Genomic DNA, 23,132 nt, shown 5'->3' on the forward strand with positions numbered 1-23,132 from the left:
AGTTTTTTAAAATCAGTTAGTTTCCCACCAATTCTTTTCCCATCTACCCAACAATTATCTAACTTTTTGAGATTACAGGAGCAGTCATTGAGTCAGGAGTCAGGAGTCAGGAGTCAGGAAGAAGAACGAAAATTTATCCCCCTGCTCCCTCTTCCCTGCCCCCTGCCTCTTCTACTTGCGGCCAAGTATGAAATCATAAATATCTTGGAGATAACGTTCCCATATTTCGGTAGTACGTTGCAGTGTTTTCGCATTAGGAACAAAATCCTCTACTCGTAACCCCTGCGTCTCTTGAGGATTTTGGAGTAGATAGGAGGGAATGTTCGTATTTAGACCATTGAAAGCTATCGTTGTCCGATTTATCTCTCCCATAGGTGGGATGATATTTTGCTGAATATCTGAGATTGTGAAATTAGCATTTGCTGGACTCAAGGCTACTAAGGTAGATGAGGCAGTTTGCTGATTTAGGTTCATCCCCTCAACTGTAGCAACCGGTGATCCGAGGAGGTAAGTGATCGCTGGTGTACTGGATAAGAGTAAAACCGTCAATGCCCATCCTAATAAAAAGCCTCCCGGCTTATCTATGCCACCGCCTTTGATTTTTTGAGCAGCTAAAAATAACATTAAAACCGATGCCCCCAAAGGCTTGAGCGGAAAGGAGATAAACCGCCACAGAGAAGCCACAGTTGGTTGACTCGGATTGAAAAATGCCAAAACTAAAACAACAATGACCAACCCTAAAAGAAATTTACCGACAAAAGTTACTGATGGATAGAATCTTTGAAACAAAGCAAAGGCTACAACACCAAATAAGAGCCATAGCAAAACCCGGCTTAACAACTGAAACATAAATTAACTCTCTAATTTTTTAGCGCAGTAAGCCTAAAGACCGCAGGAAGTGGATTAATTTTATCGTCAAGCTGACTTAAAAATACCTCAAACTCACACCCAAAGATTACCGCCGTAGTGATTTTAATGCAATTTTTTGACACCGAGTGTATTATTTGCGATTTTCCCCAAGAGAAATTTTTAGATTATTTGGCTATAAACGAATTTATACACTTTTAAACCCACCCAGATCCCCGACTTCTTGGAGAAGTCGGGGATCTGAACTTTCCTGCACATTTACTTGGTTGAGAATCTCTGTCTATTGACATACAAGCATAATCAACCCTTTGATGGACGGTCTTAATCATAAAAATAACTAATGTATACATATTAGAACTAACAGAGCTGAAAAACTAATAACCCAATTGTACCAGGTTCTAATGTTGAGAATAATTGGTATTTGATGACATCAACTGATGGTGAAACTGGAACAGGAGCAAAATTATCAACCTGTTCCACATCCGTAAAAAGTGGAGATGGAAATAGTATGCCTCTTTTGAAAATTAAAGAATTTGATCCGAATTATCGAGAAAGTTTTGAAGGCAAAGATATCAAAGGTATGGGTGTCTATGCAACCGCAGATGAAAAAATTGGCACAGTCAGCGATATTTTAGTAGATGACCAAGGACATTTTCGCTATTTTGTTGTTGATTTAGGTTTGTGGATTTTTGGGAAAAAAGTTTTATTGCCAGTTGGTCGTTCGCGCATTGATCATACCTCTGAACGGATTTATACAGTGGGAATGACCAAACAACAAGCAGAGAATTTACCCGAATTTAACGAACACAAAGAAATTGATTATAACTATGAAGAACAAGTCAGAGGAGTATATCGTTCCGAAGCATTCTTAGAAAGTTCCGGTTCTGTAGATACAGCCAGTTCTCGACCTGCGGGAGGTACTATGGTAGCCCCTCCCATAGCCCCACCGAGAAAGTCCGGTAACGGCAGTGCTGCCTATGACTATAAAGCAGATCCGGCTCTATATGCTTTGAATGATCAGGATCATCAAACTTTCAAACTATATCAAGAACGATTAATTGCCAACAAAGTCCGCGCCAAAACGGGAGAAGTTATTGTTGGGAAACATACAGAAACAGAAAAAGCGCGGGTTTCAGTTCCCATAGATAAGGAAAGAATTGTCATTGAACGAGTCACTCCTACAACTGCGGGAGAAACGGTGGCTTTAGGTAGCGACAGCTTTGGAACGACAGAAGTGAGTCGAATAGAACTTTATGAAGAAACTGCGGACATTCATAAAGAAGCTTTCTTACGAGAAGAAGTCAGAGTTAATAAAGTTGTAGATCACGAAACCATTGAAGCAGAAGAAACTCTGCGTCGAGAAGAATTGGATGTTAACACCCAAGAACATCCGAATGTGGAAAGAAGATAAAACTCAGATTTCGCGTTAGTAAATTTTCCATTAGGAGCAGATTATGAGTGTGAAAAATAGAGCTAAGGCAACTGCCAAAAACATTGAAGGTAAGGTTCAAGAAGCCGTAGGTGATTTAACAGGAGATCCAAAAACTCAAACAGAAGGCAAGGAAAAACAAGCAGAAGCCAAAATTCGCCACGCAGTTGAAGATGTGAAAGATCAAGCCAAAGAAATTATTGAGTAGATTAACCAGGCAGGGGCGGGGGAAATAAGGCTTCTTTTGATCTTACAAACTAATTCTTAATTACCTTGTTACCTGCCACTTTTTCCCTTGTGAAAGGATAAAAAAATGACCTTGATTAATAATAAACGAGCAGTGGGAGTATTTTCTAGTCACGACGAAGTAGAAGATGCTCTAAATGAACTGCGAGATAACGGATTTGACATGAATCAGGTATCTGTGATTGCTAAACATGATGAAGATCTAAATCAGCGATACCAAATTGGTGAAACACGAGTTCAAGAACCAACAGAAACCCGTGAAATCGGCCATGAAACCACTCATGAAACCACTCGTGTAGAGGAAGGTGCGAAAACTGGAGTCGAGGCAGGAGGAGCGGTTGGGGGGTTGACAGGGTTACTAATTGGGTTAGGAACTCTAGCAATTCCGGGGATTGGTCCAGTTATGTTAGCAGGAGCAGTAGCTACAGCGATCGCTACAACTCTAGCAGGTGGAGCTATCGGAGCAGCAGTTGGTGGTTTAATTGGTAGTTTAGTAGGTTTAGGAATTCCCGAACATCGGGCGCAAATCTACCACGATTATGTAGTTGATGGGGATTATCTAGTAATTGTAGATGGCACAGAGGCGGAAATCCTGAGAGCAGAAACAATTTTCAAGCACAAGGGAATGCGGGAATGGGAAGTTTACAATAGTCCAACCATTAGCCGTTCTGCTAATCCTGTTGTCTCGCGTGTGTAAAAGGGATTGGAAATATGAGAAAAATTACGCTTTTAGTCCTCAGTAGCATTTTGGTTCTGGGAACAGTTGCTTGTGACAATAAAGCCAAAACTAGCAGCAGTGCGCCCGATTCTGCTGAGAAAACTGGTGAAGTTCCCACAGATAAAACAATTTTAGCCAATCAAAAAGACGCAACTAGCCAACTTCGTCGAGATCAACTCAACGCAGATATTCGCGCCCGTGAACAACGCAATAACGTCACTGGAGGGAATGCAACTCGCGCTAATAGTGATCTTGCCAGTGAGGTTCGTTCTAAGTTAGAGGCGAATATTCCCTCTAGTCAATTAACTGTGGCTGCTAAAGATGGAGCAATTGTTGTAGTTGGAAATGTCCAGAATCAAGAACAACTAAATAAAATTAATTCTCTTGCTAAAGAAATCAAGGGTGTAAGAAGCGTCAAAGTTGTAGTCAAAATTGTTCCAGCCGTACCAAGTCCAAAACTATAACCGATGACATTTATTAATTAACAACCTATAAATGAGGAAAATTTCATGAATCTATTTTCACAATTTCGCAAGTTTTTTTTCGTCATTAGTTTAGTTCTATTTCTGGGAATTTTCACAGCTTTTACATCTGAGGTTAGTCTCGCTCAGACTCAAATAGCCACAACTATGAATCGAGTCGAAGCCACAACTAAAAATATTGAAGGTAAAGTTCAAGAAACTTTCGGTAATGTGACAGGAAATAAAAAAGACCAATTCATGGGTAAAGCCAAGCAAGCTGAAAGTAAAGTTCGTAATGCAGTCGAAGATATAAAAGATACGAAGTGGCAACCCAACTCAAGAGCAACCAAAAAGATTGAAGCTAAAACTGAAAAAGCCATAGACAATAGTATTGTCAACCCTAATTATCTACCTAGTGGAAAAACTGATGACATAAAAAGTGAATCTCGTAACCCAGCAAATAAAATGAAAGAAGAACTTCGCAATACTTTTAAGTAGTCATTAATTAAAATTTGTAGGTTGGGTTGACGCAAGGAAACCCAACATTTTTGGGATTTGGTGGCTGTAGCTTAACCAGAACTACAATTATTTCTAACATTAATTAAGTAGGTGAACGGAAAAAAACCGTAGACGCGGAGCAGCTTCTCGAAGAGTAATATGTAACGAAAAGTAAAATCGCCCAAACCCTCTTGACATCAAAAATACAATTATTGATCTAGCAAATTTGGGCGTTACTTTGAAAATGATCACCGGTGATAGTCACGCAAGATACGGCTAACATCAAAATCCAAAAACTTTGTTTTAAATTGGACAAGTTAGTTGGCAAAATATCTCAAGCTAAATGCCAACAAAAAAGAAGACTCAAATTAGCCGCAACTAAATTGAGAGGAAAGATAAAAAATCTTGTATCTGAGCTACATAAAAAGACCGCCAAATTGTTGGTTGACAATTTCGATGTAATTCTTTTACCAACTTTTGAAACATCTCAGATGTCAAAGAAAGGGAAAGGAAGAATTAGATCCAAATCAGTCCGGCAAATGCTAACACTATCGCACTATCAATTCAAACAATTTATTAAACACAAAGCATTTGAACATAGAAAGATAGTATTGGATGTAAATGAAGCCTATACTTCAAAGACAGTTAGTTGGACTGGCGAAATAGTTAAGAATCTTGGTGGTTCTAAAACCATAAAATCTCCATCCACAAATAATGTCATGGATAGAGATTTGAATGGTGCGCGGGGAATTTTTCTCCGTGCATTGGTTGATACGCCTTGGTTGAGAGAAAACCTCAACTTATGTATTTGTTAACTTTTGTTAGCAGAAAAGTATCGGATATCTGAAAATTTAACTTTTATCCTCTCTCTTCTTCCGTTTTTTTATGAGGCTGTTCCGAATTATTTAACCATCATATTCGGTATCTATTTCAATATCTAGTGTGTCTTCATCAATCCTGATATACAAAATATTAGGACGGCAACAAACTTGACAATCTTCTATATAGTTTTGTTGCATTCCGGCACTGAAATCAATAAAAGTTACGTTTACTTCTCCACAATAAGCACAATAAAACTCTGATGTATTTTGCATTTTCTATATCTATTTAATAATTTATTTATTTTCCCACATTTTAATATTAAATGATGAAATTGTCAATTGGCTATTTTCTATAATCATTAAAATTATACCAATTTTATGTAAAGGTGTGCTAAATAAATTTTATAGCGTGGAGAATCTCTACTCATGCAACTTCTGGACAACAAAGAATAAATTTTATCTTTAAAAGGAAATAATATTAGGCTAAATTAGATTCATACAGGACTTACGCAACTGGCACATTGGTAGGGTGCGTCAGACTGCATAAATCCTGCAAATAAACAGATTGTTGATATCTGATGCACCCTACAACAGATTTTTAGTGTGACACTTGCGTAAGTCCTATAATCAAAGAACCATCAAGGAGAAACTATGTCAGCGGAAAAGCCTAGTATTTTGGTAACGGGGGGAGCAGGATATATTGGTTCTCATACGGTGTTAGCCCTCAAGCAAGCCGGTTATGAGGTGGTAATTCTTGATAACTTGGTGTATGGACATCGGGATTTGGTAGAACAGGTTTTGCGGGTAGAATTGATCGAAGGGGATACAAGCGATCGCCTTTTATTAGATAATCTTTTTCAGAGTCGTAATTTTGCCGCAGTTATGCACTTTTCCGCCTATGCTTATGTAGGTGAATCTGTAACAGATCCCGCTAAATATTACCGTAACAATGTTTTAGGAACGCTGACACTATTAGAATCAATGTTAGCAGCTTCTATTAAGAATTTTGTCTTTTCTTCTACCTGTGCCACCTATGGTGTACCGAATTTTATTCCGATTACAGAAGATCATCCCCAAAATCCCATTAATCCCTATGGGGCAACTAAATTAATGGTAGAAAGGATATTAACTGATTTTGATGTGGCATACAATTTTAAATCAGTGCGTTTCCGCTATTTTAATGCTGCTGGTGCTAACCCCCAGGGATTATTAGGAGAAGATCATGATCCCGAAACCCATTTAATCCCTTTAGTATTACAAACAGCATTAGGTAAACGAGAATCTATTAGTATTTTCGGAACTGATTATCCTACTCCTGATGGTACTTGTATTCGGGATTATATTCATGTAAATGATTTAGCAGATGCCCATGTTTTGGGGTTAGAATATTTATTAAATGGTGGTGAAAGCGAAGTTTTTAACTTAGGAAATGGTAACGGTTTTTCAGTTCGAGAAGTGATTGCTGCGGCAGAAGATGTCACAGGTATGGTAATATCAGTGCAGGAATGCGATCGCCGGATTGGAGATCCTCCAGCCTTAATTGGTACAAGTGAAAAAGCCAGAAAAATCTTGAATTGGCAACCTCAATATCCAGGTATTAAGGATATCGTTTCTCACGCTTGGCAATGGCATAAAACAAGGCATAAATAATTTTTAGTGTAAGGATTAGCTCCCCGATTTCTACGATTGATTCATCACTTATTGATATCACTAAAGGAGAAGTCGGGGAGCTTCCGCTCTTGTTGATTCAACTTTCCACATGGTTATTTTTCAGTAATTCTAAATATTTTAAAGCTTCATGTTTAGATAAAATTTCCTCTATTTGTTCAAATTCAATCATAGGGATTTGTGCAGCAATTGGTTTTTGATTTTGATCTAAGACGTAATTTTTATTGATTTGTAGCATTGATTTTACTCCTAAATCATTAGGTAGATTATAGCATATTGTCTGAATCAGGATGTCCAGGATTTTAGGATTGACAGGATGGGGTTATTTTTGAGGATGAACGATTAAGCGATACCTATGGGAAGCTACCGCTAACACTCTCTTAAATTACAAGATCAAAAACAGTGATCGCTATCTCCCATTACTTTTAAGTAGCTTTTTGGAGATAATAAAATTGTGTATTTTCTAAAGATGTCAAGATTTCAATCAACTTGAAGAAAGGATAGAGTTGTTTATATTCATCTTTTGAAGGTGGTGATTCTCCTAATTTTGTTTTTATATTTTTACTTTCTTCAACAATTTCTTCTTTGAAAAAATCAATTAATCTTTGTCTATTAGTTATTTTTCCTTTATTCAAATCAATAGCTTCAATTTCGTCTTCTTCTCCATCAATTTTGATTTTTATTTTATGAGGTTGGCCTATTTCTGAGAAATCTGATTTAGCTAATCTTTTATACAACTCATCAGACAATTCAATCATAACAGATGATTCACAATTTTTGCTGTAAAATTTAATGTCTAACATTACTCTAATTCCTCCGCTTCAGATTCTAAAAATTGTCTTTCTTCAATATTCTCAGCCCAAGCAATACCAGCTTGATCTAAAAGTTTTTTGGCATTATTTGAAATTTTACCTGTAGTTAAAATTCCACTTACACAACCTTTGGAAATAATTTTTTCTATATCTCCTGGATAAAGTGTAGTTTTTCTAGCTTTTATTTCAATATATTTCATAAAAAAAATTACTGATTATACTCCTGCTGTATTTTACGGATCATGTCTTTAACTCTTGGTTCATCTTCAGGATTAATCAGTAGTATATCTCCATTAGGATCATTACCAGTAGTTCTTTTACATTTAATACCTTCTGCCTGAAGTTTTTTAATTAACCAACCAATCATATTTTTATGAATGAGTAGTCTTTCCATCATTTTATCTTCATCAGTTTGATCAGTCATTATCTAATTAGCTCCTTTTTGGCTGTTACAAGATGCTCACAAGTTGAAAACCCTTTTGAAAAGAGTTCTATGATTTTCTTATTAATTAAACTTTGTTCTTCTCTTTTACATAAAAAATCAATATAAATTTCCTTATAAAAATTTTTTACATCGCCCGCAGTTAAATTTCTTGTTTGATACAATTCAAATAGTTGTTTTCTGATTTCTTCAGAAGGAAAATATTTAAGTATATCACCTAAATCTTTTAGGTAATTATTAAAAACATCTAAATTCATTTGAAGCTGCATTTCTTTTTTTAAAGAGAATCTTCTCACAACTGCGGTGTCAATTAACTCTGGAACATTAGTGATTCCGAAAATCAAAAGTTTGCTATCTTTGCTAGGATGAAGTTTATCTAATTCAAGCATGAGAGTTGTCATAGCTCTTCTAATAGCATCATGTTCTTGAGTTCTACTTCTACTCATACAAAAAGTATCTAACTCATCTAATAACAGAAATACAGAAGAACCATTTTTACATTTGCTTTTTAGATCATCGAAAATCTCTGCTATATTACGTGAAGACTGTCCTAATGCTGGATCAAGCATCCTTCCTACATCAATATAATAAAAATTAATTTCATTTGTAACTTCTTGTTTTAACTTATAAAATAACGAATAGCATAGTATTGTTTTGCCAGTATTAGGAACACCATAAAGTAAGATTGATGGTGTTAAATCATAATAACTAAAATCATCAATCTGCTTTTGATCTGCTGTTAAACAGATTTTGCAGAAATTAAAAAGATACTTAAACAAATCATCTACTCCAAAAAGTTTCTGATGATTTATTTTATGTTTAATTTCCGCAGACGTTAATTGTATTAATCCATTACTCATGAGAGATGTCTATTGAAAACTTGATTTAGGCTATGGAAATTATACCAGAATTACAATTGAATGGGACATAACATATCATTAAAACTTAATATTTCTTACACTTACAAAAAGATGAGAGGGCAAATTCCGTCCATCAGTAACTCCTGTAACAATTCCCTTACAATAAAATAATAAAGAAAGCAAGACATTACAGGATCACAATCTAAACCATGCTACAAGAATATCGTCAACAGGTTGCAGAACGCGCTCAACTGGGTATTCCTCCCTTAGCGTTAGATGCAGTACAAACATCAGCATTGTGTGAATTACTGAAAAATCCCCCGACAGGCGAAGAAGAGTTATTATTAAATTTATTACGTGACCGCATTCCCCCCGGAGTAGATCAAGCTGCTTATGTAAAAGCTGGATTTCTGACTGCAATTGCTAAAGGAGAAATTACCAGTCCTTTAGTTTCACCAGTTGACGCAGTAGAATTACTGGGAACAATGATTGGTGGTTACAACGTTCAATCCTTAATTGATTTACTCCAAGTTTCTAGCAGTTCTGTATCAGAATCTTCAGAAACACCCTTGGTCATGGGAGGAGAAGGAAGAGAACAAATCGCCGCTTATGCAGCCAACGCCCTCAGCAAAATTATGTTGGTGTATGATGCTTTCCATGATGTTTTGGAATTGTCCAAAACCAACCCCTACGCCAAACAGGTGGTAAACTCCTGGGCAGAAGCAGAATGGTTTACGTTGCGTCCCACATTACCAGAATTTATCACCGTTACCGTTTTCAAAGTTCCCGGAGAAACCAACACTGACGACTTATCACCGGCAACCCACGCTACAACCAGACCAGATATTCCTTTACACGCTTTGGCGATGTTAGAAACTCGTCAACCAGGAAGTTTAGAAACCATTGCAGAGTTGAAGAAAAAAGGTCATCCTGTTGCTTACGTTGGTGATGTCGTGGGTACAGGTTCTTCTCGCAAGTCTGCAATCAATTCTGTATTATGGCATTTGGGCAATGATATTCCCTTTGTGCCAAACAAACGGGCGGGAGGTTATATTTTAGGAAGTGCGATCGCTCCTATCTTTTTTAACACAGCCGAAGATGCCGGTGCATTACCCATTCAATGCGATGTCAGCAAAATGGCAACCGGTGACGTAATTACCATTTATCCCTACAAAGGAACTGTTCTCAATGCCGCAGGAGAAGTCATTTCCACCTTCAGCCTCAAACCTGACACCATTTTAGACGAAGTTCGCGCAGGTGGACGCATTCCCCTACTAATTGGGCGTACCCTCACCGATAAAACCCGTCTAGCATTGGGTTTAGCGCCCAGCACTTTATTTATCCGTCCTCAAGCCCCAGCGGACACCGGCAAAGGCTACACATTGGCGCAGAAAATGGTCGGGAAAGCCGCTGGTTTGCCAGGAGTACGTCCGGGGACATCTTGCGAACCAATCATGACTACAGTGGGTTCTCAGGACACCACAGGACCAATGACCAGAGACGAATTGAAAGAACTCGCTTGTTTAGGTTTCAGTGCAGACTTGGTCATGCAGAGTTTCTGTCATACAGCCGCATATCCCAAACCTGTGGATATTAAAACCCACCAAGAATTACCCGACTTTATCTCCTCCCGTGGTGGTGTGGCGTTGCGTCCTGGTGATGGTATCATTCACTCCTGGTTAAACCGGATGTTGTTACCCGACACCGTGGGTACAGGGGGAGATTCCCATACTCGCTTCCCCTTGGGTATATCCTTTCCTGCGGGTTCGGGGTTAGTAGCGTTTGCTGGTGCATTGGGTGTCATGCCTTTGGATATGCCAGAATCAGTTTTGGTCAGATTTACAGGGGAATTACAACCAGGAATTACTTTAAGGGATGTTGTCAATGCCATTCCTTATGTAGCCATGCAAAAAGGTTTGTTAACTGTGGAGAAGCAGAACAAGAAAAACATCTTCTCTGGCAAGATTTTGGAAATTGAAGGATTACCAAATTTGAAAGTTGAACAAGCTTTTGAATTAACCGACGCTTCCGCAGAACGTTCTTGTGCTGGTTGTACAATTAAATTAAGCGAAGAAACAATTGCGGAATATTTACGTTCCAATATTGCCCTTTTAACTAATATGGTAGCCCGGGGTTATAGTGATGCCAGAACTATTATGCGCCGGGTGGCAAAAATGCAAGAATGGTTAGATCATCCAGTATTATTATCTGCTGACGCTGATGCCGAATATGCAGAAATAATTGAAATTGATTTAAGCCAAATCACAGAACCAATTGTAGCTGCTCCCAATGACCCAGATAATGTTAAGTTATTATCGGAAGTTGCCAATGATCCTGTACAAGAAGTATTCCTTGGTTCTTGTATGACAAATATCGGCCATTATCGAGCAACTGCGAAGGTTTTGGAAGGTGCAGGAGATGTAAAAGCGCGGTTGTGGATTGCACCTCCTACAAGAATGGATGAACACCAATTAAAGGCGGAAGGTGTGTATGATGTTTTCGTGGCTGCAAAGGCGAGAACTGAGATACCAGGATGCAGTTTATGTATGGGAAATCAGGCGCGAGTTGATGATAATACAACGGTGTTTTCTACCTCAACTCGTAACTTCAATAATCGCATGGGTAAAGGCGCTCAAGTGTATTTAGGTTCGGCGGAATTAGCAGCGGTTTGTGCGTTGTTGGGAAGGCTTCCTAATGTGCAGGAATATTTGGATATTGTGGCAGAAAGAATTCATCCTTTTGCTGATGATTTGTATCGCTATTTGAACTTTGATCAAATTGTTGGTTTTGAGAATGAGGGGAGGGTGATTAGTAAGGAGGAACAGGCGGCTTTGGTATAATGTAATTGGGGTGAGTCTTGATGACTCACCTGAATGTTATAATTTATATTATATGGGGAAGAGTCATTTTAAGAAAGCAATATCATCTTTGGAATCTCGTATTGCTGAACACAAAGAAAAAATCAGGCTAGAATTAGAGAAGGATTTTCCAGATCCGGGTTTGATTAATCATTGGGAAAAGGAAATCATAGCTTTTGAACAAGGGATAAAACAAGCGTTAAAAAGATTGGGGAAAAACTAATGACACTCGCAAAACTAAAAATTACCAGTGAAAACTCAACGCTTAATCAGTTACTAATGGAATTACAGGAAGAATGCCAAAATGTGATTTCTCTGGTTAATCAATTACAACTTTCTGAGTTAAGCGATAGACAAAAGGGTAAAATTCTCTCAGAATTGCTGGTAGCTTCTATTCATTTACATTCCCATTGTGATGAAGATTGGCAAAATTTGATTTCTGATGAGTTGGAAACTTTAGCAGATGATTAGTAGAGAAAATATTATGAATAGAAATGGGTTAAAATATGATAGAATTGCATCCTGAATTTTTCACGAAAAATGGTCGGAAGCAATTTGCTATTTTACCTTTTTTGACAAAAATAAATGGTAGGTCTTTTTATAACTTATCCCAAAGCTAAGAAGCATCAAAAACCAACATTTTTTTGTTAAAATATCCTTTAATTGTTATATAATCTTCTGCTAGATCGAAAAAATCTTCCTTCATTTTTATTTGTTTAGACTCTCTAAAAATAGCTTCTTCTATCACTTTCCATATTTCTTCATTAACAAAGTAAAACCTGGATCTAGAGTGTAACTGAATTTCTGATCCAGTCTTCAAAAATTCTTGTATTTTATCATAAGCATTTAGACTTGGATATTTGAGTTCTATATCTTCAGTAAATTTACCGTCCAGTGTTTCATCAATATTTTCTTCTTTTCCTAAAATCTTCTTTAACTCATGCAAAATATCGCCATAGTTCCTATCTTTAGTAAATTCTTCAGAAAAATACTTAAGTCTGGCAAAATGAATAGATTGAGACATACATTTTAATTCCTAGCTTGTTTAAGATATTGAACTAATTCAGGTAAGCTATTTACTTTTTGCAAGGCTTTTACAAGGCGATCAACTGAATCGCAATCATAATATTGTATGTCTATATTAGGAAATTCTGTCTTCAGTTGTTCTAAAATATTTTTGTTATTGTCGTCTAAACGATTAACAGGGAAGATATAACGAAAGCCGCTTGGTTGTCTTCTTTTCAATAGCTTTTTTACATCATTTAGCCATTTTTTAAGACTACCTTGATTAATAGGAGCATCTAGATGATCAGGGGAAGATTTACACTCATAGATAAAATTCCCCGCTTCAAAATATTTTGGTTTTTCTTCAAAAAACATTTATTTTACCTGTTCACTTGTTGGAATATAGTTAGGTTACACTTTTTATAAAATACGAAGGAAAAAATTAATTAAATTTAGTTAGGCTGACTTTCTAATATCACGAAAATGAGCCTTAACAGTAAATTGATTACCTAATTTACTAACTTTACTATATTCTGAAATAGCTACTATTTTACCAGTTAATAATCCTTGAATTAAATCATCTGCTTTCTGTGACAAAGCTACAAAATCTGTACTTTGCTCGTTATCCTTTAAATTATCAACATAATCAACACCAGGCTTCATATTGAACTGTTTCATCAAATCTTGTAAAATTACCTTAAAAGATTTGTCAATTTGCTGTCCTTTCTCAAAGGGGTTTAGACTTTTCCAATCTGGCAAAGATTCTAAAGCTTTGCTTAAAGCATTTTTAATAGAGTAAAATACAAAACTTGACATTAATTACCCCTGGTATAGTTGCTGATATTAGATAATTTAGATATATCACAACTGTAATTTATATGTCAACATATTTATTATGATTTTAAGTAGGATCACATTCCTCCAATATCCCAAACCAACCTAACCCCCCAACCCCCTTCCCTGCAAGGGAAGGGGGAGCAAGACTTACTCCCCTCTCCTTGTAGGAGAGGGGCTGGGGGAGAGGTCAAACACGATATAAAAACACACCCCACAAATGAACAACCAACCACCGAAAAAAGACGGACTTCGTAACATAGTAATTGGACAAAAAATAGAACCCGTAAAACTCGAACTCGCCAAAGAAATGCGTCGCCAAATGACACCAGCAGAAAAAATTCTGTGGGAACATCTTCGCGCCAACCGCTTGCATGGTTTACATTTTCGCCGGCAACAAATTATAGATGGTTTTATAGTAGATTTTTATTGTCATGCTGCTAGTTTAGTCATAGAGGTAGATGGAAAAATTCACGAACAACAAATTGAATATGATGTAGAAAGAGATAAAATTTTATCAGCAAGAGGTTTACGGTTATTAAGATTTAAAAATGAAGAAATAACAGAGAAAATTGACCAAGTTTTGATGCGAATTTATCAAACTTGTTGTGACAAGACCTAACCCCCCAGCCCCCTTCCCTACGAGGGAAGGGGGAGCAAGATTTGCTCCCCTCTCCTTGTAGGAGAGGGGTTGGGGGAGAGGTCAATATCGCTTTACTATTTGATATAATTGTAAAAATAGACTTAATCCATTAACCAATATCAAATAAATGAATCATCTAACTACCTTTCAAGAAATTGCTTCTCAAGTGCAATTATTCCAGAGTATAGAACAAAAAGAGACATTTTGGGTTTATGAGTATTTGTGAGAATTCGCGTTTATGTCCTCTGCCGTTGTACTTGCAGTTTTAACATGATTTCCGCGTGCATTTCGCGGGTAATGGGATAGAAGTAGACTAAAACTAACCCGGCAATTAAACAAACGGTTGGTATTGGTCCAACAGCGATACGAATGGCTAAAAGTGCAGATTCCGGTTGTACAGGTAAAGAACTTTGTCCAGCAACAGCTTCTTTAAAACCATAAGCTTGTAAAGTATTACCGACCAAAAATAGCCCGAAAGCTAAACCAAATTTTTGCAATAAAACCATGAAACCATAGAAAATTCCTTCCCGTCGTTGTCCAGTTTGCAATTCATCTAATTCAATCACATCAGGGATCATTGACCAAGGAATTAGATAAGCTGTAGAAACTCCCATACCTGCCATTACAGCCATAACATACATTAAACCAACTTGATTTGGCTGTAAGAAAAATAATCCAGCAGCCGCAATAATCCAGGAACTCATTCCTAAGAAATAAACGATTTTTTTGCCAATCTTTTTACTTAAATAACTCCAAATAAATAACATAAATAAAGCCGTTCCTTGGACTGCAATCATGACTGTGGGGACATCTCCCTCTTTAAGTTTCATACAGTTAACGACAAAATAGGGAATAATACTGGCTGTGATTTGCACACCTAACCAAGAAAAAAGATAGATAGCAATTACAAACAGAAAAGGTTTATTACTAAAGACAATTTTTAGCTGTTCAAAAAAGGGAATTTCGGCTTCTTGTGGCAAAGAAATCCGTTTAGCTTCAAAAGCCAAAATGCGATCGCGCACCCCATAAACGCACCAATACAAAGATAAAACCGAAATCACGGTACACACAGCCGCTAAAACTAAATATTGTTGTTGGCGATCGCTAATTTGTGAGAAAATAATTTTTGATAAAATCAACGATAAAATACTGCCACCAATGGAAAACGTAAACCGAAAACTATTCAAACTAGTCCGTTCATCGTAATCTTGAGTTAACTCAGGAGTCATGGCTGTATAAGGCAAATTCACAACAGTATAAAATGCCTGAGATACAATCCCAATTACTACATAATACCAAAATAAACACCAAATATTACTACTTTTGTCAGCAGTAAATTGGGGGACAATCCACTGCAAGAAAAAGAAAAATCCAAAAGGAATTGCCCCATATAAAAGCCAAGGTAGACGACGACCCCAGAGCCGGGATTGGGTTTTATCAGTCAACATTCCCACCATAGGATCATTGATACCATCCCAAATTTTGCCAATCATCAAAATACTACCTGCCAAACCCGCTGGAATTCCTGCCACATTGGTAAAGAAAACCATCATGTAAAATACAGCAATATTTGCAGTAATCGCTGGTCCCAAATCTCCCGCACCATAAGCTAATTTAGTTTTAAAATCTAATTTTTCACTTGTTAGCGACTTAGGAAAATCGTTATTATCACCATTATCCTTAACCATAAATTACACCCTTATTAATTGACAATTGACAATTGATAATTGACAATTATTAACACACTTATTTTAGTTTTATGTCAGACCTTTACATTTCTTGGTCAGATTATCACCACAAAATTGAACAACTGGCTGTAAAGATTTATCAATCGGGTTGGGAATTTAACCAAATCGTCTGTTTAGCTAGAGGGGGACTGCGAGTAGGAGATATTCTCTCCCGCATATACAATCAACCATTAGCAATTTTAGCTACTTCATCTTACAACGGCGCGGGGACATATAAAAGAAGTAATTTAATTATTTCTCGTCAATTAACCATGACTAGTGAAAATTTAGGTTCACGGATTTTGCTAGTAGATGATTTAGTAGACTCTGGTATCACTATTCAAGAAACAGTTCCCTGGCTACAGAAACATCATGATTTTCCCATTCAAGAAATTCGCACTGCTGTAATTTGGTATAAAGCTTGTTCAGTTGTTGTTCCTGACTACCACGTTGATTATCTGGCTGATAATCCTTGGATTCATCAACCTTTTGAACATTACGAATCTATTAGTCCTTCCGAACTGGCAAAAAAGGAGAATTTAGTAGTCACATAATCCAAATATCCAGAATTTTTGTAGAGACATTTCATGTAACGTCTCTACTTTTTCACTTTTTGTTAAAATAACCATAACCAAACAGGAAGAGTAAACAACAAAACTATCATCCCCATAGCTAAAGCAGTAACAGCCAAATCTCTATCCAAATCAAAGGTTTCCGCGATTACCAATGTAGCCAAAGCTGGAGGCATACCCATTTGTAAAACTATCACCTGTGCTGCATTACCAGTAACACCAAAAAATGAGAGAGTGCTACCTAAAATCATCGGCACTAATAGCATTTTAATGAAGACACTACTCCCCGCTTGTGGTAATTTTCGCCAAGATTTTAGTTGGGAAAGTCGCATTCCAATTAACATCAAAGATAAAGCAACTGCACCCCAAGCCAATTTTTCCAAACAAAATACCACTGGAGAGGGAAGCGTGACTTGATGCAATAATAAGCCAAATCCAAAACTCCATAAAGCCGGATTAATCAAAATTACCTTTGCTATTTGCATCTGATTTTGAGTATTATTACCGAACTTAGCAGCAAGAAACACACCTAAACCATAAGCACCAAACAGCGAACCCAACATATCGTAAAATAAAGCCCAGGCAAAATATTCTTTACCTACCATTGCTAAAGTAATGGGAAAACCCAAATTACCTGTATTACCTACCATTGCTGCTAGAATCAAACTACCTTGAGTTGTCGCGGGGGGAACTGAATCAGTGAAATGGGCTTGGGCTTTGATTCTTAACCAAGCTAATAATGCCCCCAGAAAGATTGCCAAGTGAGCTATTATCGGTGCAATCCAAATCTGTCCTGATAAATCTGTTTGTAGTAAAAAACCGATGATGCTTATAGGTACTCCCACCCAATAGAGAAATTGACCTACGTAAGCGGAAGTATTGTTAGGCAACTTACGTCCCAGTATAAATCCCACTAGGATTAATCCCACTAACTTGATATATAGTTCTAAAAGATTTATCAAAATTACACCATAATTCAAAATTAAGCATTAAACAAAACTCATTTCTTCTTTAACTAACTATTAAACACAAACAGGAGCAAAAACTTGAATAAAGCTGGGTTTCCTAAAAAACCGCACAATTCCTACCCTCTCTCTGGTGATGATATCCCAGTAGCTTTACGCGATACAAATGATGCAGGAAGTAAGATCAAAGTCCAACCTGTGGTTTTGATTATAGGTGGATTAACAGGATTTTTGCTACTGGCTGTCTCTAGTGGTTTTTTGTTTTCGCTGACAACACCTAAGCCAAATGCTAATTCTGTAGCTGCACCGATTAGTTCTACACCCATAGCCGCTAATACCCCAAATAATAATGATACAGTGTTGGGACATTTTCCCTATTCAGAAGCACCAGAATCAGAATTAGCCCCAATTACGGGTGACAGTAGAATCAGAATGCGAAAATCTGCCGCTGTCAAGTTTCAAGCCATGGTACAAACCGCTAGAAGTGCGGGTGTAATTTTAGTTCCAATTTCTGGCTTTCGTTCTGTACAAGAGCAAAAGCAGTTATTTTTCGGTGTAGGCGCACAGCGGAATCAAACCCCAGCCGAAAGAGCAGCCCTCAGCGCACCACCAAATCATAGTGAACATCATACAGGTTATGCGGTGGATGTTGGCGATGGCACAGTCCCAGCAACTAATCTCCAAGCTAATTTTGATAATACCAAAGCTTATCAGTGGTTACAAGCCAATGCTGCCAAATTTAGTTTTGAAATTTCCTTTCCGAAAAATAATCTTCAAGGCGTGAGTTATGAACCTTGGCATTGGCGTTTTGTCGGTGATACTGATAGTTTAGAAACATTTTATAAAGCCAAAAATATCAAACCTGTAAAAACACCATAATGATAATCAGAGAATATCAGATATCTGACACTGAAGCAATTATGAAACTGTTTGTAGAACGTCGAGGAATAAAACTTAAAAATTATGTAATGGAAAAATATTTATAATTTCTGGTTTTACATTAGTTCGGATTTCATGTATTTATTTCTTCCTTTGCGCCTTTGCTCCTTTGCCTCTTTGCGCGAAATAAAATTAAATGTAGTTTATCGGTGCAGTTCCCCACACCGATTTACATAATTTAACTCTAGTTTTCCGTGCCATATTCCTTAGGCTAATGCGGAAGCTTGGGGTTTGGCAAAAATCATCCTTCCAGCAGAAGTTTGTAAAGCACTGGTAACTACTACTCGCAATTCACCACCGACATAACCTCTACCTTCTTCCACTACTACCATTGTGCCATCATCTAAATACCCAATTCCTTGAGTTGGTTCTTTTCCTTCTTTGAGAATTTTCAAATCCAGATAATCACCAGGTAAATAAGTTGGACGAACAGCATTGACTAAATCATGAACATTCAAAACTGGAACTTTTTGCACACTAGCAACTTTCGATAAATTGTAATCATTGGTGAGTAATGTGCCATTGATTTCTTGAGCAAAACGCACCAATTTAGCATCAACAGTGGCAGTATCTTCATAGTCCACAGGATTGATTAAAATGCGTTCGGGATAATTTTCCCGAATGCGGTTGAGAATTTCTAGTCCTCTTCTTCCCCTCACCCGTTTTTGATCCTTACTAGCATCAGCTACTTGTTGTAATTCTTGTAAAACAAATTGGGGGACAAGAATTAATCCTTCTAGAAATCCTGTTTCTAGTAATGTTTCAATCCGGCCATCTATAATGCAGCTAGTATCTAAAACCTTAGTATTAGCAGGTTTAAGAGTTCCTTCCACCACCATACTTTCTACAGTATTGGGGTTAATTAATCTTAACAAACCCCGTCCGTGAGTATCTGCTAAGTTCATTCCTGTAACAGAGAGGATAATACTGCCAACAACCGCAACAAGAGGTTTGATAAAACCAAAATCTGGGGGAATGGGTAATAAAAATAGCGGGGCTAACATCAGATTGGCGAGTAATAGCCCAATTACTAAGCCAATGGCACGGGTGAGAATGACTTCTAGGGGCATTTCCCGGACTTGTGACTCTAGCCGACGGTATGTAGTCTGGAAACTCAGCCCGACTGCACCACCGATAATGGCAGCAAAGACAGCGAAAACTAGGCGTAAGGCATCTAAATCACTAACTCCATTAAGAGTACCAGGGGGGAGTAGATCAGTGCTGAAATAACCTATTCCCGACGCTGCCAAGATAAATGAGAGAATAATAATGACATCCAGCATGGTTATGTTGTGTTCCTACAACGATATTTATTCGATAGAGTAAAGTATGCTTGTTTGAGTCCTTTTTAGTGATGGAATCATCTTAGCTGCTCAGGCAGACAGAATATGCCAACATTATAACTAAAGCGTTTTTACTGCACATTATTTTTATTTTTAGGGAAAAAGGATAAAAAGTTGTAAACAAACTCCTCATTTTCATTATTTTTAATATTCAAATCAAATTAACTTCACTATTGTTCAAAATGAGTCAAAAAGATATTGGTTGGGGGATTCCCAGTTCTGCTTATGTGCATATTCCCTTTTGTCGGCGACGATGTTTTTATTGCGATTTTCCGGTATTTGTGGTCGGGAATAACTCACGGGGCGAAAATTCTGGGACAATTGGCGAATATGTTGAAGTTTTATGTCAAGAAATCAGGATTGCACCAACTTATAGTCAACCTTTAGAAACAATTTTTTTTGGTGGTGGTACTCCTTCACTATTATCAACAGCACAGTTGCAATCTATATTGACAACCTTAGAACAGCGATTTGGCATTGCCTCTGGGGTAGAAATTTCTATGGAAATTGACCCAGGGACGTTTGATTTTGCACATATCGCTGGTTATCGTAGCTTAGGAGTAAATCGCGTGAGTTTGGGTGTCCAAGCTTTCCAAGAAGAATTGTTAAAAACTGCTGGGCGATCGCATTCCCTTATAGATATATTTACAGCTATAGAGTTAATTCACAAGGTCGAGATTCCCGAATTTAGCTTAGACTTGATTTCTGGCTTACCGCATCAATCTTTAGCACAATGGCAAGATTCCTTAATCCAAGCAGTAGCAGCCACCCCAACTCACATTTCCATCTATGACCTGACCATTGAACCCGGAACAGCCTTCAATCGTTATTACAAACCGGGAGATCATCCCTTACCCACAGATGAAACCACCGTCAAAATGTATCAACTGGGGCAAAAAACCTTAACTGATGCTGGTTACGAACATTACGAAATTTCCAATTATGCCCAACCAGGACATCAATGCCAGCATAATCGAGTTTATTGGCAAAATCGCCCCTATTATGGCTTTGGTATGGGTGCAGCCAGCTATATACAAGGTAAACGCTTCACCCGTCCTCGCAAAACCCAGGAATATTACCAATGGTTAAAAAATGGTGCTGTCATTGATTGTGAAATCACACCACAGGTAGATGTTTTGTTAGAAACTCTCATGTTAGGGTTACGGTTAGCCGAAGGAATCAGTTTAAATTCCTTAGCAACAAACTTTGGCAACCATCAAGTTGAGAGAATTCAAAGCTGTTTGCAACCATACTTTGCTCAGGGTTGGGTGAAGATTGTTGGGGATAGGTTGCGTTTTAGCGATCCCGATGGTTTTATATTTTCTAATGTGATGTTAGCGAAGTTGTTTGAAAAGTTGGGAGAATAATAAATTATGTTTCGCGCAAAGGCGCAAAGAAGCAAAGGCGCAAAGTTTGAAATTTGTGAGTTTCCAATTTCATATTTTAATTTAGCAATGCCGATTATTGCATCAAATCATCATTTGCAACTTCACCAGGATAAAAGTTGAGGTTAATTAGATCTTCCCATAAATATAGGCATTGAGAAGGAAAGGTTGATAACGGTAAATTGGTTTCTCCTGATGCTAAATCCCTAGCATTTTCATAAGCTTCCTCAAGTGCTACTTCTAGAGAAGACTGCAAACTAGGATTTTCATTCAGTAATTTTATGATGTCTCGGCGTTGAATCCGAATAGTTGCTAACCAACTGCGACTACGTTTTGATGATTGATATTCCCACTTGAGTAAATGTCTAATTAAAATAATCAGACGATTTCTTAATTCTTGGCGTTCCCTTCTCCCCAAAGATTCAACTTCCTCAATTAAATTCACTAAATCAACTTGATTCCATAGCTGATAACGTAATAAATTAGCCTGTTGTTGAGTCCAGGCATAAAAATCCGTTTCATAAAGATTCAGGTTTACAGCGGATTCTTTCGCCCTTGGTGACTGCATAATTAAAACCTAGTAACGTTGAATTAATTATAACTCCTTTCTTCCTTTGCGCCTTTGCTCCTTAGCGTCTTTGCGCGAAACAAAAACCTAAAAAGTCACCACACTCCGAATAGATTCCCCCCTGTGCATCAAATCAAAAGCATCATTAATCTTTTCAATCGGCATCACATGAGTAATTAAATCATCAATATTAATCTTACCATCCATATACCAATCTACTATTTTCGGTACATCTGTCCGCCCTCTTGCACCACCAAAAGCCGAACCTTTCCAAACCCTGCCAGTTACTAATTGAAAGGGACGAGTGCTGATTTCTTTACCTGCACCAGCTACACCAATAATCACACTCACACCCCAACCTTTATGACAACATTCTAAAGCTTGACGCATGATATTGACATTACCAATACATTCAAAGGAATAGTCAGCACCACCGTTTGTTAAATCTACCAAATAAGGAACTAAATCACCTGCAACTTCTTGGGGATTGACAAAATGTGTCATGCCAAATTTTTCAGCTAAAGCCCGTTTGCTGGGATTAATATCTACACCAATAATCTTATTCGCGCCCACCATTCGCGCCCCTTGGATCACATTTAAACCAATGCCACCTAAACCGAAAACTACCACGTTTGCGCCTGGTTCTACTTTAGCTGTATTCACAACTGCACCAATTCCTGTTGTCACACCACAACCGATATAACAAACTTTATCAAAAGGGGCATCTTCCCGAATTTTGGCAACGGCGATTTCTGGCAATACCGTATAATTAGCGAAGGTGGATGTACCCATGTAATGGTGAATCATGTCGCCACCGATACTAAAACGGCTCGTACCATCGGGCATTAAACCCCGTCCTTGTGTACCGCGAATTGCTTGACAGAGATTGGTTTTGAAACTTAAACAATAATCACATTGCCGACATTCGGGAGTGTATAAAGGAATTACATGATCTCCCTTTTTGAGACTTTTGACATCAGCGCCCACTTCGACAACTATACCAGCGCCTTCATGTCCTAAAATTGCCGGAAATAACCCTTCAGGATCATCACCAGAAAGGGTAAAAGCATCAGTATGACAAACCCCACTGGCTTTAATCTCAATTAAGACTTCTCCGGCTTGTGGTGGTGCTAATTGTACAGTTTCAATTGTGAGAGGTTTTCCTGCGGTGTAAGCTACTGCTGCTTTAACTTCCAAGATGCAATTCTCCTTTAAGGTTCGTTTTTGGGATTAATATCTACCTGAATAATCATAGTTTGCGCTTACCATTCGCGCACCTTGGATCATTTTACCTTGGATAATTAATTGTCTGAATCAGGATGTCCAGGATTTAAGGATTTACAGGATAGGGATTTTGTAGGGTGCGTCAGATATTGAAAATCTATTCATTATCACTAAATAATCGCATCTGACGCACCGGCTGATGATTTTTTGTCAGAATCAGGATGTTCAGGATTTAAGGATTTTCAGG

29 protein-coding genes are annotated in these 23,132 nt (G+C 37.7%); 14 read left to right on the forward strand and 15 right to left on the reverse strand.

The genetic code is table 11. From position 1 onward, the window contains the following. Nucleotides 1-171: 171 nt before the first annotated feature. Entirely contained in the window at nt 172-849 is a 678-nt protein-coding gene (locus tag BMF77_RS05255) for a hypothetical protein (RefSeq protein ID WP_148761185.1), read from the reverse strand. A 526-nt stretch (nt 850-1,375) separates the two neighbouring features. Here BMF77_RS05255 and BMF77_RS05260 point away from each other — a divergent pair. The 6 genes from BMF77_RS05260 to BMF77_RS27685 all read left to right on the forward strand — a co-directional run bounded on the left by BMF77_RS05260 (nt 1,376) and on the right by BMF77_RS27685 (nt 5,034). Further along, a complete protein-coding gene (locus tag BMF77_RS05260; protein WP_148766822.1) occupies nt 1,376-2,278 on the forward strand; it encodes a DUF2382 domain-containing protein in 903 nt (300 codons plus the stop codon). Nucleotides 2,279-2,321: 43 nt separating this feature from the next. After that, nucleotides 2,322-2,504 carry a CsbD family protein gene (locus BMF77_RS05265; protein ID WP_148761187.1) on the forward strand — a complete coding sequence of 61 codons (183 nt, stop codon included), beginning with the start codon at nt 2,322-2,324 and terminating at the stop codon, nt 2,502-2,504. A 105-nt stretch (nt 2,505-2,609) separates the two neighbouring features. Next, a complete protein-coding gene (locus tag BMF77_RS05270) occupies nt 2,610-3,239 on the forward strand; it encodes a signal transduction histidine kinase (STHK), LytS (RefSeq protein WP_148761189.1) in 630 nt (209 codons plus the stop codon). A gap of 14 nt (nt 3,240-3,253) precedes the next feature. Then, a complete protein-coding gene (locus tag BMF77_RS05275; protein WP_148761191.1) occupies nt 3,254-3,724 on the forward strand; it encodes a BON domain-containing protein in 471 nt (156 codons plus the stop codon). A 45-nt stretch (nt 3,725-3,769) separates the two neighbouring features. After that, nucleotides 3,770-4,219 carry a CsbD family protein gene (locus BMF77_RS28880; RefSeq protein WP_148761193.1) on the forward strand — a complete coding sequence of 150 codons (450 nt, stop codon included), beginning with the start codon at nt 3,770-3,772 and terminating at the stop codon, nt 4,217-4,219. Between the two features lie 539 nt (nt 4,220-4,758). Next, nucleotides 4,759-5,034, forward strand: a complete 276-nt coding sequence (locus BMF77_RS27685; protein WP_246863072.1) for a transposase — start codon at nt 4,759-4,761, stop codon at nt 5,032-5,034. Nucleotides 5,035-5,124: 90 nt separating this feature from the next. Here BMF77_RS27685 and BMF77_RS05290 read toward each other — a convergent pair whose 3' ends face one another. After that, nucleotides 5,125-5,313 carry a CPXCG motif-containing cysteine-rich protein gene (locus BMF77_RS05290; RefSeq protein ID WP_148761195.1) on the reverse strand — a complete coding sequence of 63 codons (189 nt, stop codon included), beginning with the start codon at nt 5,311-5,313 and terminating at the stop codon, nt 5,125-5,127. 378 nt (nt 5,314-5,691) lie between these two features. On the opposite strand from BMF77_RS05290, the gene galE reads away from it, so the two are divergent. After that, nucleotides 5,692-6,690: a UDP-glucose 4-epimerase GalE gene (galE, locus tag BMF77_RS05295; RefSeq protein ID WP_148761197.1), complete on the forward strand. Its 999-nt coding sequence runs from the start codon at nt 5,692-5,694 to the stop codon at nt 6,688-6,690. 97 nt (nt 6,691-6,787) lie between these two features. On the opposite strand, the gene BMF77_RS26545 is transcribed toward galE, so the two are convergent. From BMF77_RS26545 to BMF77_RS05315, 5 genes are all read right to left on the reverse strand, one after another. Then, nucleotides 6,788-6,946, reverse strand: a complete 159-nt coding sequence (locus tag BMF77_RS26545; protein WP_168204401.1) for a hypothetical protein — start codon at nt 6,944-6,946, stop codon at nt 6,788-6,790. A 187-nt stretch (nt 6,947-7,133) separates the two neighbouring features. Further along, nucleotides 7,134-7,511 carry a hypothetical protein gene (locus BMF77_RS05300; RefSeq protein WP_148761199.1) on the reverse strand — a complete coding sequence of 126 codons (378 nt, stop codon included), beginning with the start codon at nt 7,509-7,511 and terminating at the stop codon, nt 7,134-7,136. After that, nucleotides 7,511-7,720, reverse strand: coding sequence for a hypothetical protein (locus BMF77_RS05305; protein ID WP_148761201.1), 210 nt, complete (start codon nt 7,718-7,720; stop codon nt 7,511-7,513). The genes BMF77_RS05300 and BMF77_RS05305 overlap by 1 nt, the downstream gene beginning before the upstream one ends. Before the next feature lie 8 nt (nt 7,721-7,728). Continuing rightward, complete coding sequence (locus BMF77_RS05310) at nt 7,729-7,944, reverse strand: hypothetical protein (protein ID WP_148761203.1); 216 nt, start codon at nt 7,942-7,944, stop codon at nt 7,729-7,731. Then, on the reverse strand, nt 7,944-8,822 hold the full coding sequence (locus tag BMF77_RS05315) for an ATP-binding protein (protein WP_148761205.1): 879 nt from the start codon (nt 8,820-8,822) through the stop codon (nt 7,944-7,946). The genes BMF77_RS05310 and BMF77_RS05315 overlap by 1 nt, the downstream gene beginning before the upstream one ends. A gap of 209 nt (nt 8,823-9,031) precedes the next feature. Between BMF77_RS05315 and acnB the strand changes: the two genes are divergently transcribed. The 3 genes from acnB (at nt 9,032) to BMF77_RS05330 (ending at nt 12,151) form a co-directional block, all read left to right on the forward strand. Beyond that, nucleotides 9,032-11,662, forward strand: a complete 2,631-nt coding sequence (gene acnB / locus BMF77_RS05320; RefSeq protein WP_148761207.1) for a bifunctional aconitate hydratase 2/2-methylisocitrate dehydratase — start codon at nt 9,032-9,034, stop codon at nt 11,660-11,662. A gap of 88 nt (nt 11,663-11,750) precedes the next feature. After that, a complete protein-coding gene (locus BMF77_RS05325) occupies nt 11,751-11,903 on the forward strand; it encodes a hypothetical protein (protein WP_234413293.1) in 153 nt (50 codons plus the stop codon). Next, nucleotides 11,903-12,151 carry a hypothetical protein gene (locus BMF77_RS05330; RefSeq protein WP_053538041.1) on the forward strand — a complete coding sequence of 83 codons (249 nt, stop codon included), beginning with the start codon at nt 11,903-11,905 and terminating at the stop codon, nt 12,149-12,151. The genes BMF77_RS05325 and BMF77_RS05330 overlap by 1 nt, the downstream gene beginning before the upstream one ends. Nucleotides 12,152-12,296: 145 nt before the next feature. On the opposite strand, the gene BMF77_RS05335 is transcribed toward BMF77_RS05330, so the two are convergent. The 3 genes from BMF77_RS05335 to BMF77_RS05345 all read right to left on the reverse strand — a co-directional run bounded on the left by BMF77_RS05335 (nt 12,297) and on the right by BMF77_RS05345 (nt 13,501). After that, nucleotides 12,297-12,704, reverse strand: coding sequence for a hypothetical protein (locus BMF77_RS05335; protein WP_148761209.1), 408 nt, complete (start codon nt 12,702-12,704; stop codon nt 12,297-12,299). Nucleotides 12,705-12,709: 5 nt separating this feature from the next. Beyond that, nucleotides 12,710-13,060, reverse strand: coding sequence for a hypothetical protein (locus tag BMF77_RS05340; protein WP_148761211.1), 351 nt, complete (start codon nt 13,058-13,060; stop codon nt 12,710-12,712). 81 nt (nt 13,061-13,141) lie between these two features. Beyond that, nucleotides 13,142-13,501: a hypothetical protein gene (locus BMF77_RS05345; protein WP_148761213.1), complete on the reverse strand. Its 360-nt coding sequence runs from the start codon at nt 13,499-13,501 to the stop codon at nt 13,142-13,144. Nucleotides 13,502-13,739: 238 nt separating this feature from the next. On the opposite strand from BMF77_RS05345, the gene BMF77_RS05350 reads away from it, so the two are divergent. After that, complete coding sequence (locus BMF77_RS05350) at nt 13,740-14,141, forward strand: endonuclease domain-containing protein (protein WP_148761215.1); 402 nt, start codon at nt 13,740-13,742, stop codon at nt 14,139-14,141. A gap of 257 nt (nt 14,142-14,398) precedes the next feature. Here BMF77_RS05350 and BMF77_RS05355 read toward each other — a convergent pair whose 3' ends face one another. Next, a complete protein-coding gene (locus BMF77_RS05355) occupies nt 14,399-15,850 on the reverse strand; it encodes an MFS transporter (protein WP_148761217.1) in 1,452 nt (483 codons plus the stop codon). Between the two features lie 71 nt (nt 15,851-15,921). Between BMF77_RS05355 and BMF77_RS05360 the strand changes: the two genes are divergently transcribed. After that, entirely contained in the window at nt 15,922-16,443 is a 522-nt protein-coding gene (locus BMF77_RS05360) for a phosphoribosyltransferase (RefSeq protein WP_148761219.1), read from the forward strand. 62 nt (nt 16,444-16,505) lie between these two features. Here the strand turns inward: BMF77_RS05360 and BMF77_RS05365 are convergent, their stop codons facing one another. Next, nucleotides 16,506-17,423: an AEC family transporter gene (locus BMF77_RS05365; RefSeq protein ID WP_148761221.1), complete on the reverse strand. Its 918-nt coding sequence runs from the start codon at nt 17,421-17,423 to the stop codon at nt 16,506-16,508. An 84-nt stretch (nt 17,424-17,507) separates the two neighbouring features. Between BMF77_RS05365 and BMF77_RS05370 the strand changes: the two genes are divergently transcribed. Then, a complete protein-coding gene (locus tag BMF77_RS05370) occupies nt 17,508-18,305 on the forward strand; it encodes a D-alanyl-D-alanine carboxypeptidase family protein (RefSeq protein WP_148761223.1) in 798 nt (265 codons plus the stop codon). 266 nt (nt 18,306-18,571) lie between these two features. On the opposite strand, the gene BMF77_RS05375 is transcribed toward BMF77_RS05370, so the two are convergent. Continuing rightward, a complete protein-coding gene (locus BMF77_RS05375) occupies nt 18,572-19,648 on the reverse strand; it encodes a PIN/TRAM domain-containing protein (protein WP_148761225.1) in 1,077 nt (358 codons plus the stop codon). A 242-nt stretch (nt 19,649-19,890) separates the two neighbouring features. Here BMF77_RS05375 and hemW point away from each other — a divergent pair, with 242 nt between their 5' ends. Beyond that, entirely contained in the window at nt 19,891-21,075 is a 1,185-nt protein-coding gene (hemW, locus tag BMF77_RS05380) for a radical SAM family heme chaperone HemW (protein ID WP_148761227.1), read from the forward strand. A gap of 94 nt (nt 21,076-21,169) precedes the next feature. Here hemW and BMF77_RS05385 read toward each other — a convergent pair whose 3' ends face one another. Beyond that, nucleotides 21,170-21,661 (reverse strand): DUF29 domain-containing protein, encoded by a 492-nt coding sequence (locus tag BMF77_RS05385; protein WP_148761229.1) that lies wholly within the window; start codon nt 21,659-21,661, stop codon nt 21,170-21,172. An 87-nt stretch (nt 21,662-21,748) separates the two neighbouring features. Next, nucleotides 21,749-22,858 (reverse strand): S-(hydroxymethyl)glutathione dehydrogenase/class III alcohol dehydrogenase, encoded by a 1,110-nt coding sequence (locus BMF77_RS05390; protein ID WP_148761231.1) that lies wholly within the window; start codon nt 22,856-22,858, stop codon nt 21,749-21,751. Nucleotides 22,859-23,132: the final 274 nt, after the last annotated feature.

It is taken from the genome of Dolichospermum sp. UHCC 0315A (assembly GCF_008121535.1).
GTDB lineage: Bacteria > Cyanobacteriota > Cyanobacteriia > Cyanobacteriales > Nostocaceae > Dolichospermum > Dolichospermum lemmermannii.

Bases quoted from the DNA above. Each gene is read 5' to 3' on its own strand.
- BMF77_RS05255 (WP_148761185.1), bottom strand. From the start codon at position 849: ATGTTTCAGTTGTTAAGCCGGGTTTTGCTATGGCTCTTATTTGGTGTT.
- BMF77_RS05260 (WP_148766822.1), top strand. From the start codon at position 1,376: ATGCCTCTTTTGAAAATTAAAGAATTTGATCCGAATTATCGAGAAAGT.
- BMF77_RS05265 (WP_148761187.1), top strand. From the start codon at position 2,322: ATGAGTGTGAAAAATAGAGCTAAGGCAACTGCCAAAAACATTGAAGGT.
- BMF77_RS05270 (WP_148761189.1), top strand. From the start codon at position 2,610: ATGACCTTGATTAATAATAAACGAGCAGTGGGAGTATTTTCTAGTCAC.
- BMF77_RS05275 (WP_148761191.1), top strand. From the start codon at position 3,254: ATGAGAAAAATTACGCTTTTAGTCCTCAGTAGCATTTTGGTTCTGGGA.
- BMF77_RS28880 (WP_148761193.1), top strand. From the start codon at position 3,770: ATGAATCTATTTTCACAATTTCGCAAGTTTTTTTTCGTCATTAGTTTA.
- BMF77_RS27685 (WP_246863072.1), top strand. From the start codon at position 4,759: ATGCTAACACTATCGCACTATCAATTCAAACAATTTATTAAACACAAA.
- BMF77_RS05290 (WP_148761195.1), bottom strand. From the start codon at position 5,313: ATGCAAAATACATCAGAGTTTTATTGTGCTTATTGTGGAGAAGTAAAC.
- galE (WP_148761197.1), top strand. From the start codon at position 5,692: ATGTCAGCGGAAAAGCCTAGTATTTTGGTAACGGGGGGAGCAGGATAT.
- BMF77_RS26545 (WP_168204401.1), bottom strand. From the start codon at position 6,946: ATGCTACAAATCAATAAAAATTACGTCTTAGATCAAAATCAAAAACCA.
- BMF77_RS05300 (WP_148761199.1), bottom strand. From the start codon at position 7,511: ATGTTAGACATTAAATTTTACAGCAAAAATTGTGAATCATCTGTTATG.
- BMF77_RS05305 (WP_148761201.1), bottom strand. From the start codon at position 7,720: ATGAAATATATTGAAATAAAAGCTAGAAAAACTACACTTTATCCAGGA.
- BMF77_RS05310 (WP_148761203.1), bottom strand. From the start codon at position 7,944: ATGACTGATCAAACTGATGAAGATAAAATGATGGAAAGACTACTCATT.
- BMF77_RS05315 (WP_148761205.1), bottom strand. From the start codon at position 8,822: ATGAGTAATGGATTAATACAATTAACGTCTGCGGAAATTAAACATAAA.
- acnB (WP_148761207.1), top strand. From the start codon at position 9,032: ATGCTACAAGAATATCGTCAACAGGTTGCAGAACGCGCTCAACTGGGT.
- BMF77_RS05330 (WP_053538041.1), top strand. From the start codon at position 11,903: ATGACACTCGCAAAACTAAAAATTACCAGTGAAAACTCAACGCTTAAT.
- BMF77_RS05335 (WP_148761209.1), bottom strand. From the start codon at position 12,704: ATGTCTCAATCTATTCATTTTGCCAGACTTAAGTATTTTTCTGAAGAA.
- BMF77_RS05340 (WP_148761211.1), bottom strand. From the start codon at position 13,060: ATGTTTTTTGAAGAAAAACCAAAATATTTTGAAGCGGGGAATTTTATC.
- BMF77_RS05345 (WP_148761213.1), bottom strand. From the start codon at position 13,501: ATGTCAAGTTTTGTATTTTACTCTATTAAAAATGCTTTAAGCAAAGCT.
- BMF77_RS05350 (WP_148761215.1), top strand. From the start codon at position 13,740: ATGAACAACCAACCACCGAAAAAAGACGGACTTCGTAACATAGTAATT.
- BMF77_RS05355 (WP_148761217.1), bottom strand. From the start codon at position 15,850: ATGGTTAAGGATAATGGTGATAATAACGATTTTCCTAAGTCGCTAACA.
- BMF77_RS05360 (WP_148761219.1), top strand. From the start codon at position 15,922: ATGTCAGACCTTTACATTTCTTGGTCAGATTATCACCACAAAATTGAA.
- BMF77_RS05375 (WP_148761225.1), bottom strand. From the start codon at position 19,648: ATGCTGGATGTCATTATTATTCTCTCATTTATCTTGGCAGCGTCGGGA.
- hemW (WP_148761227.1), top strand. From the start codon at position 19,891: ATGAGTCAAAAAGATATTGGTTGGGGGATTCCCAGTTCTGCTTATGTG.
- BMF77_RS05385 (WP_148761229.1), bottom strand. From the start codon at position 21,661: ATGCAGTCACCAAGGGCGAAAGAATCCGCTGTAAACCTGAATCTTTAT.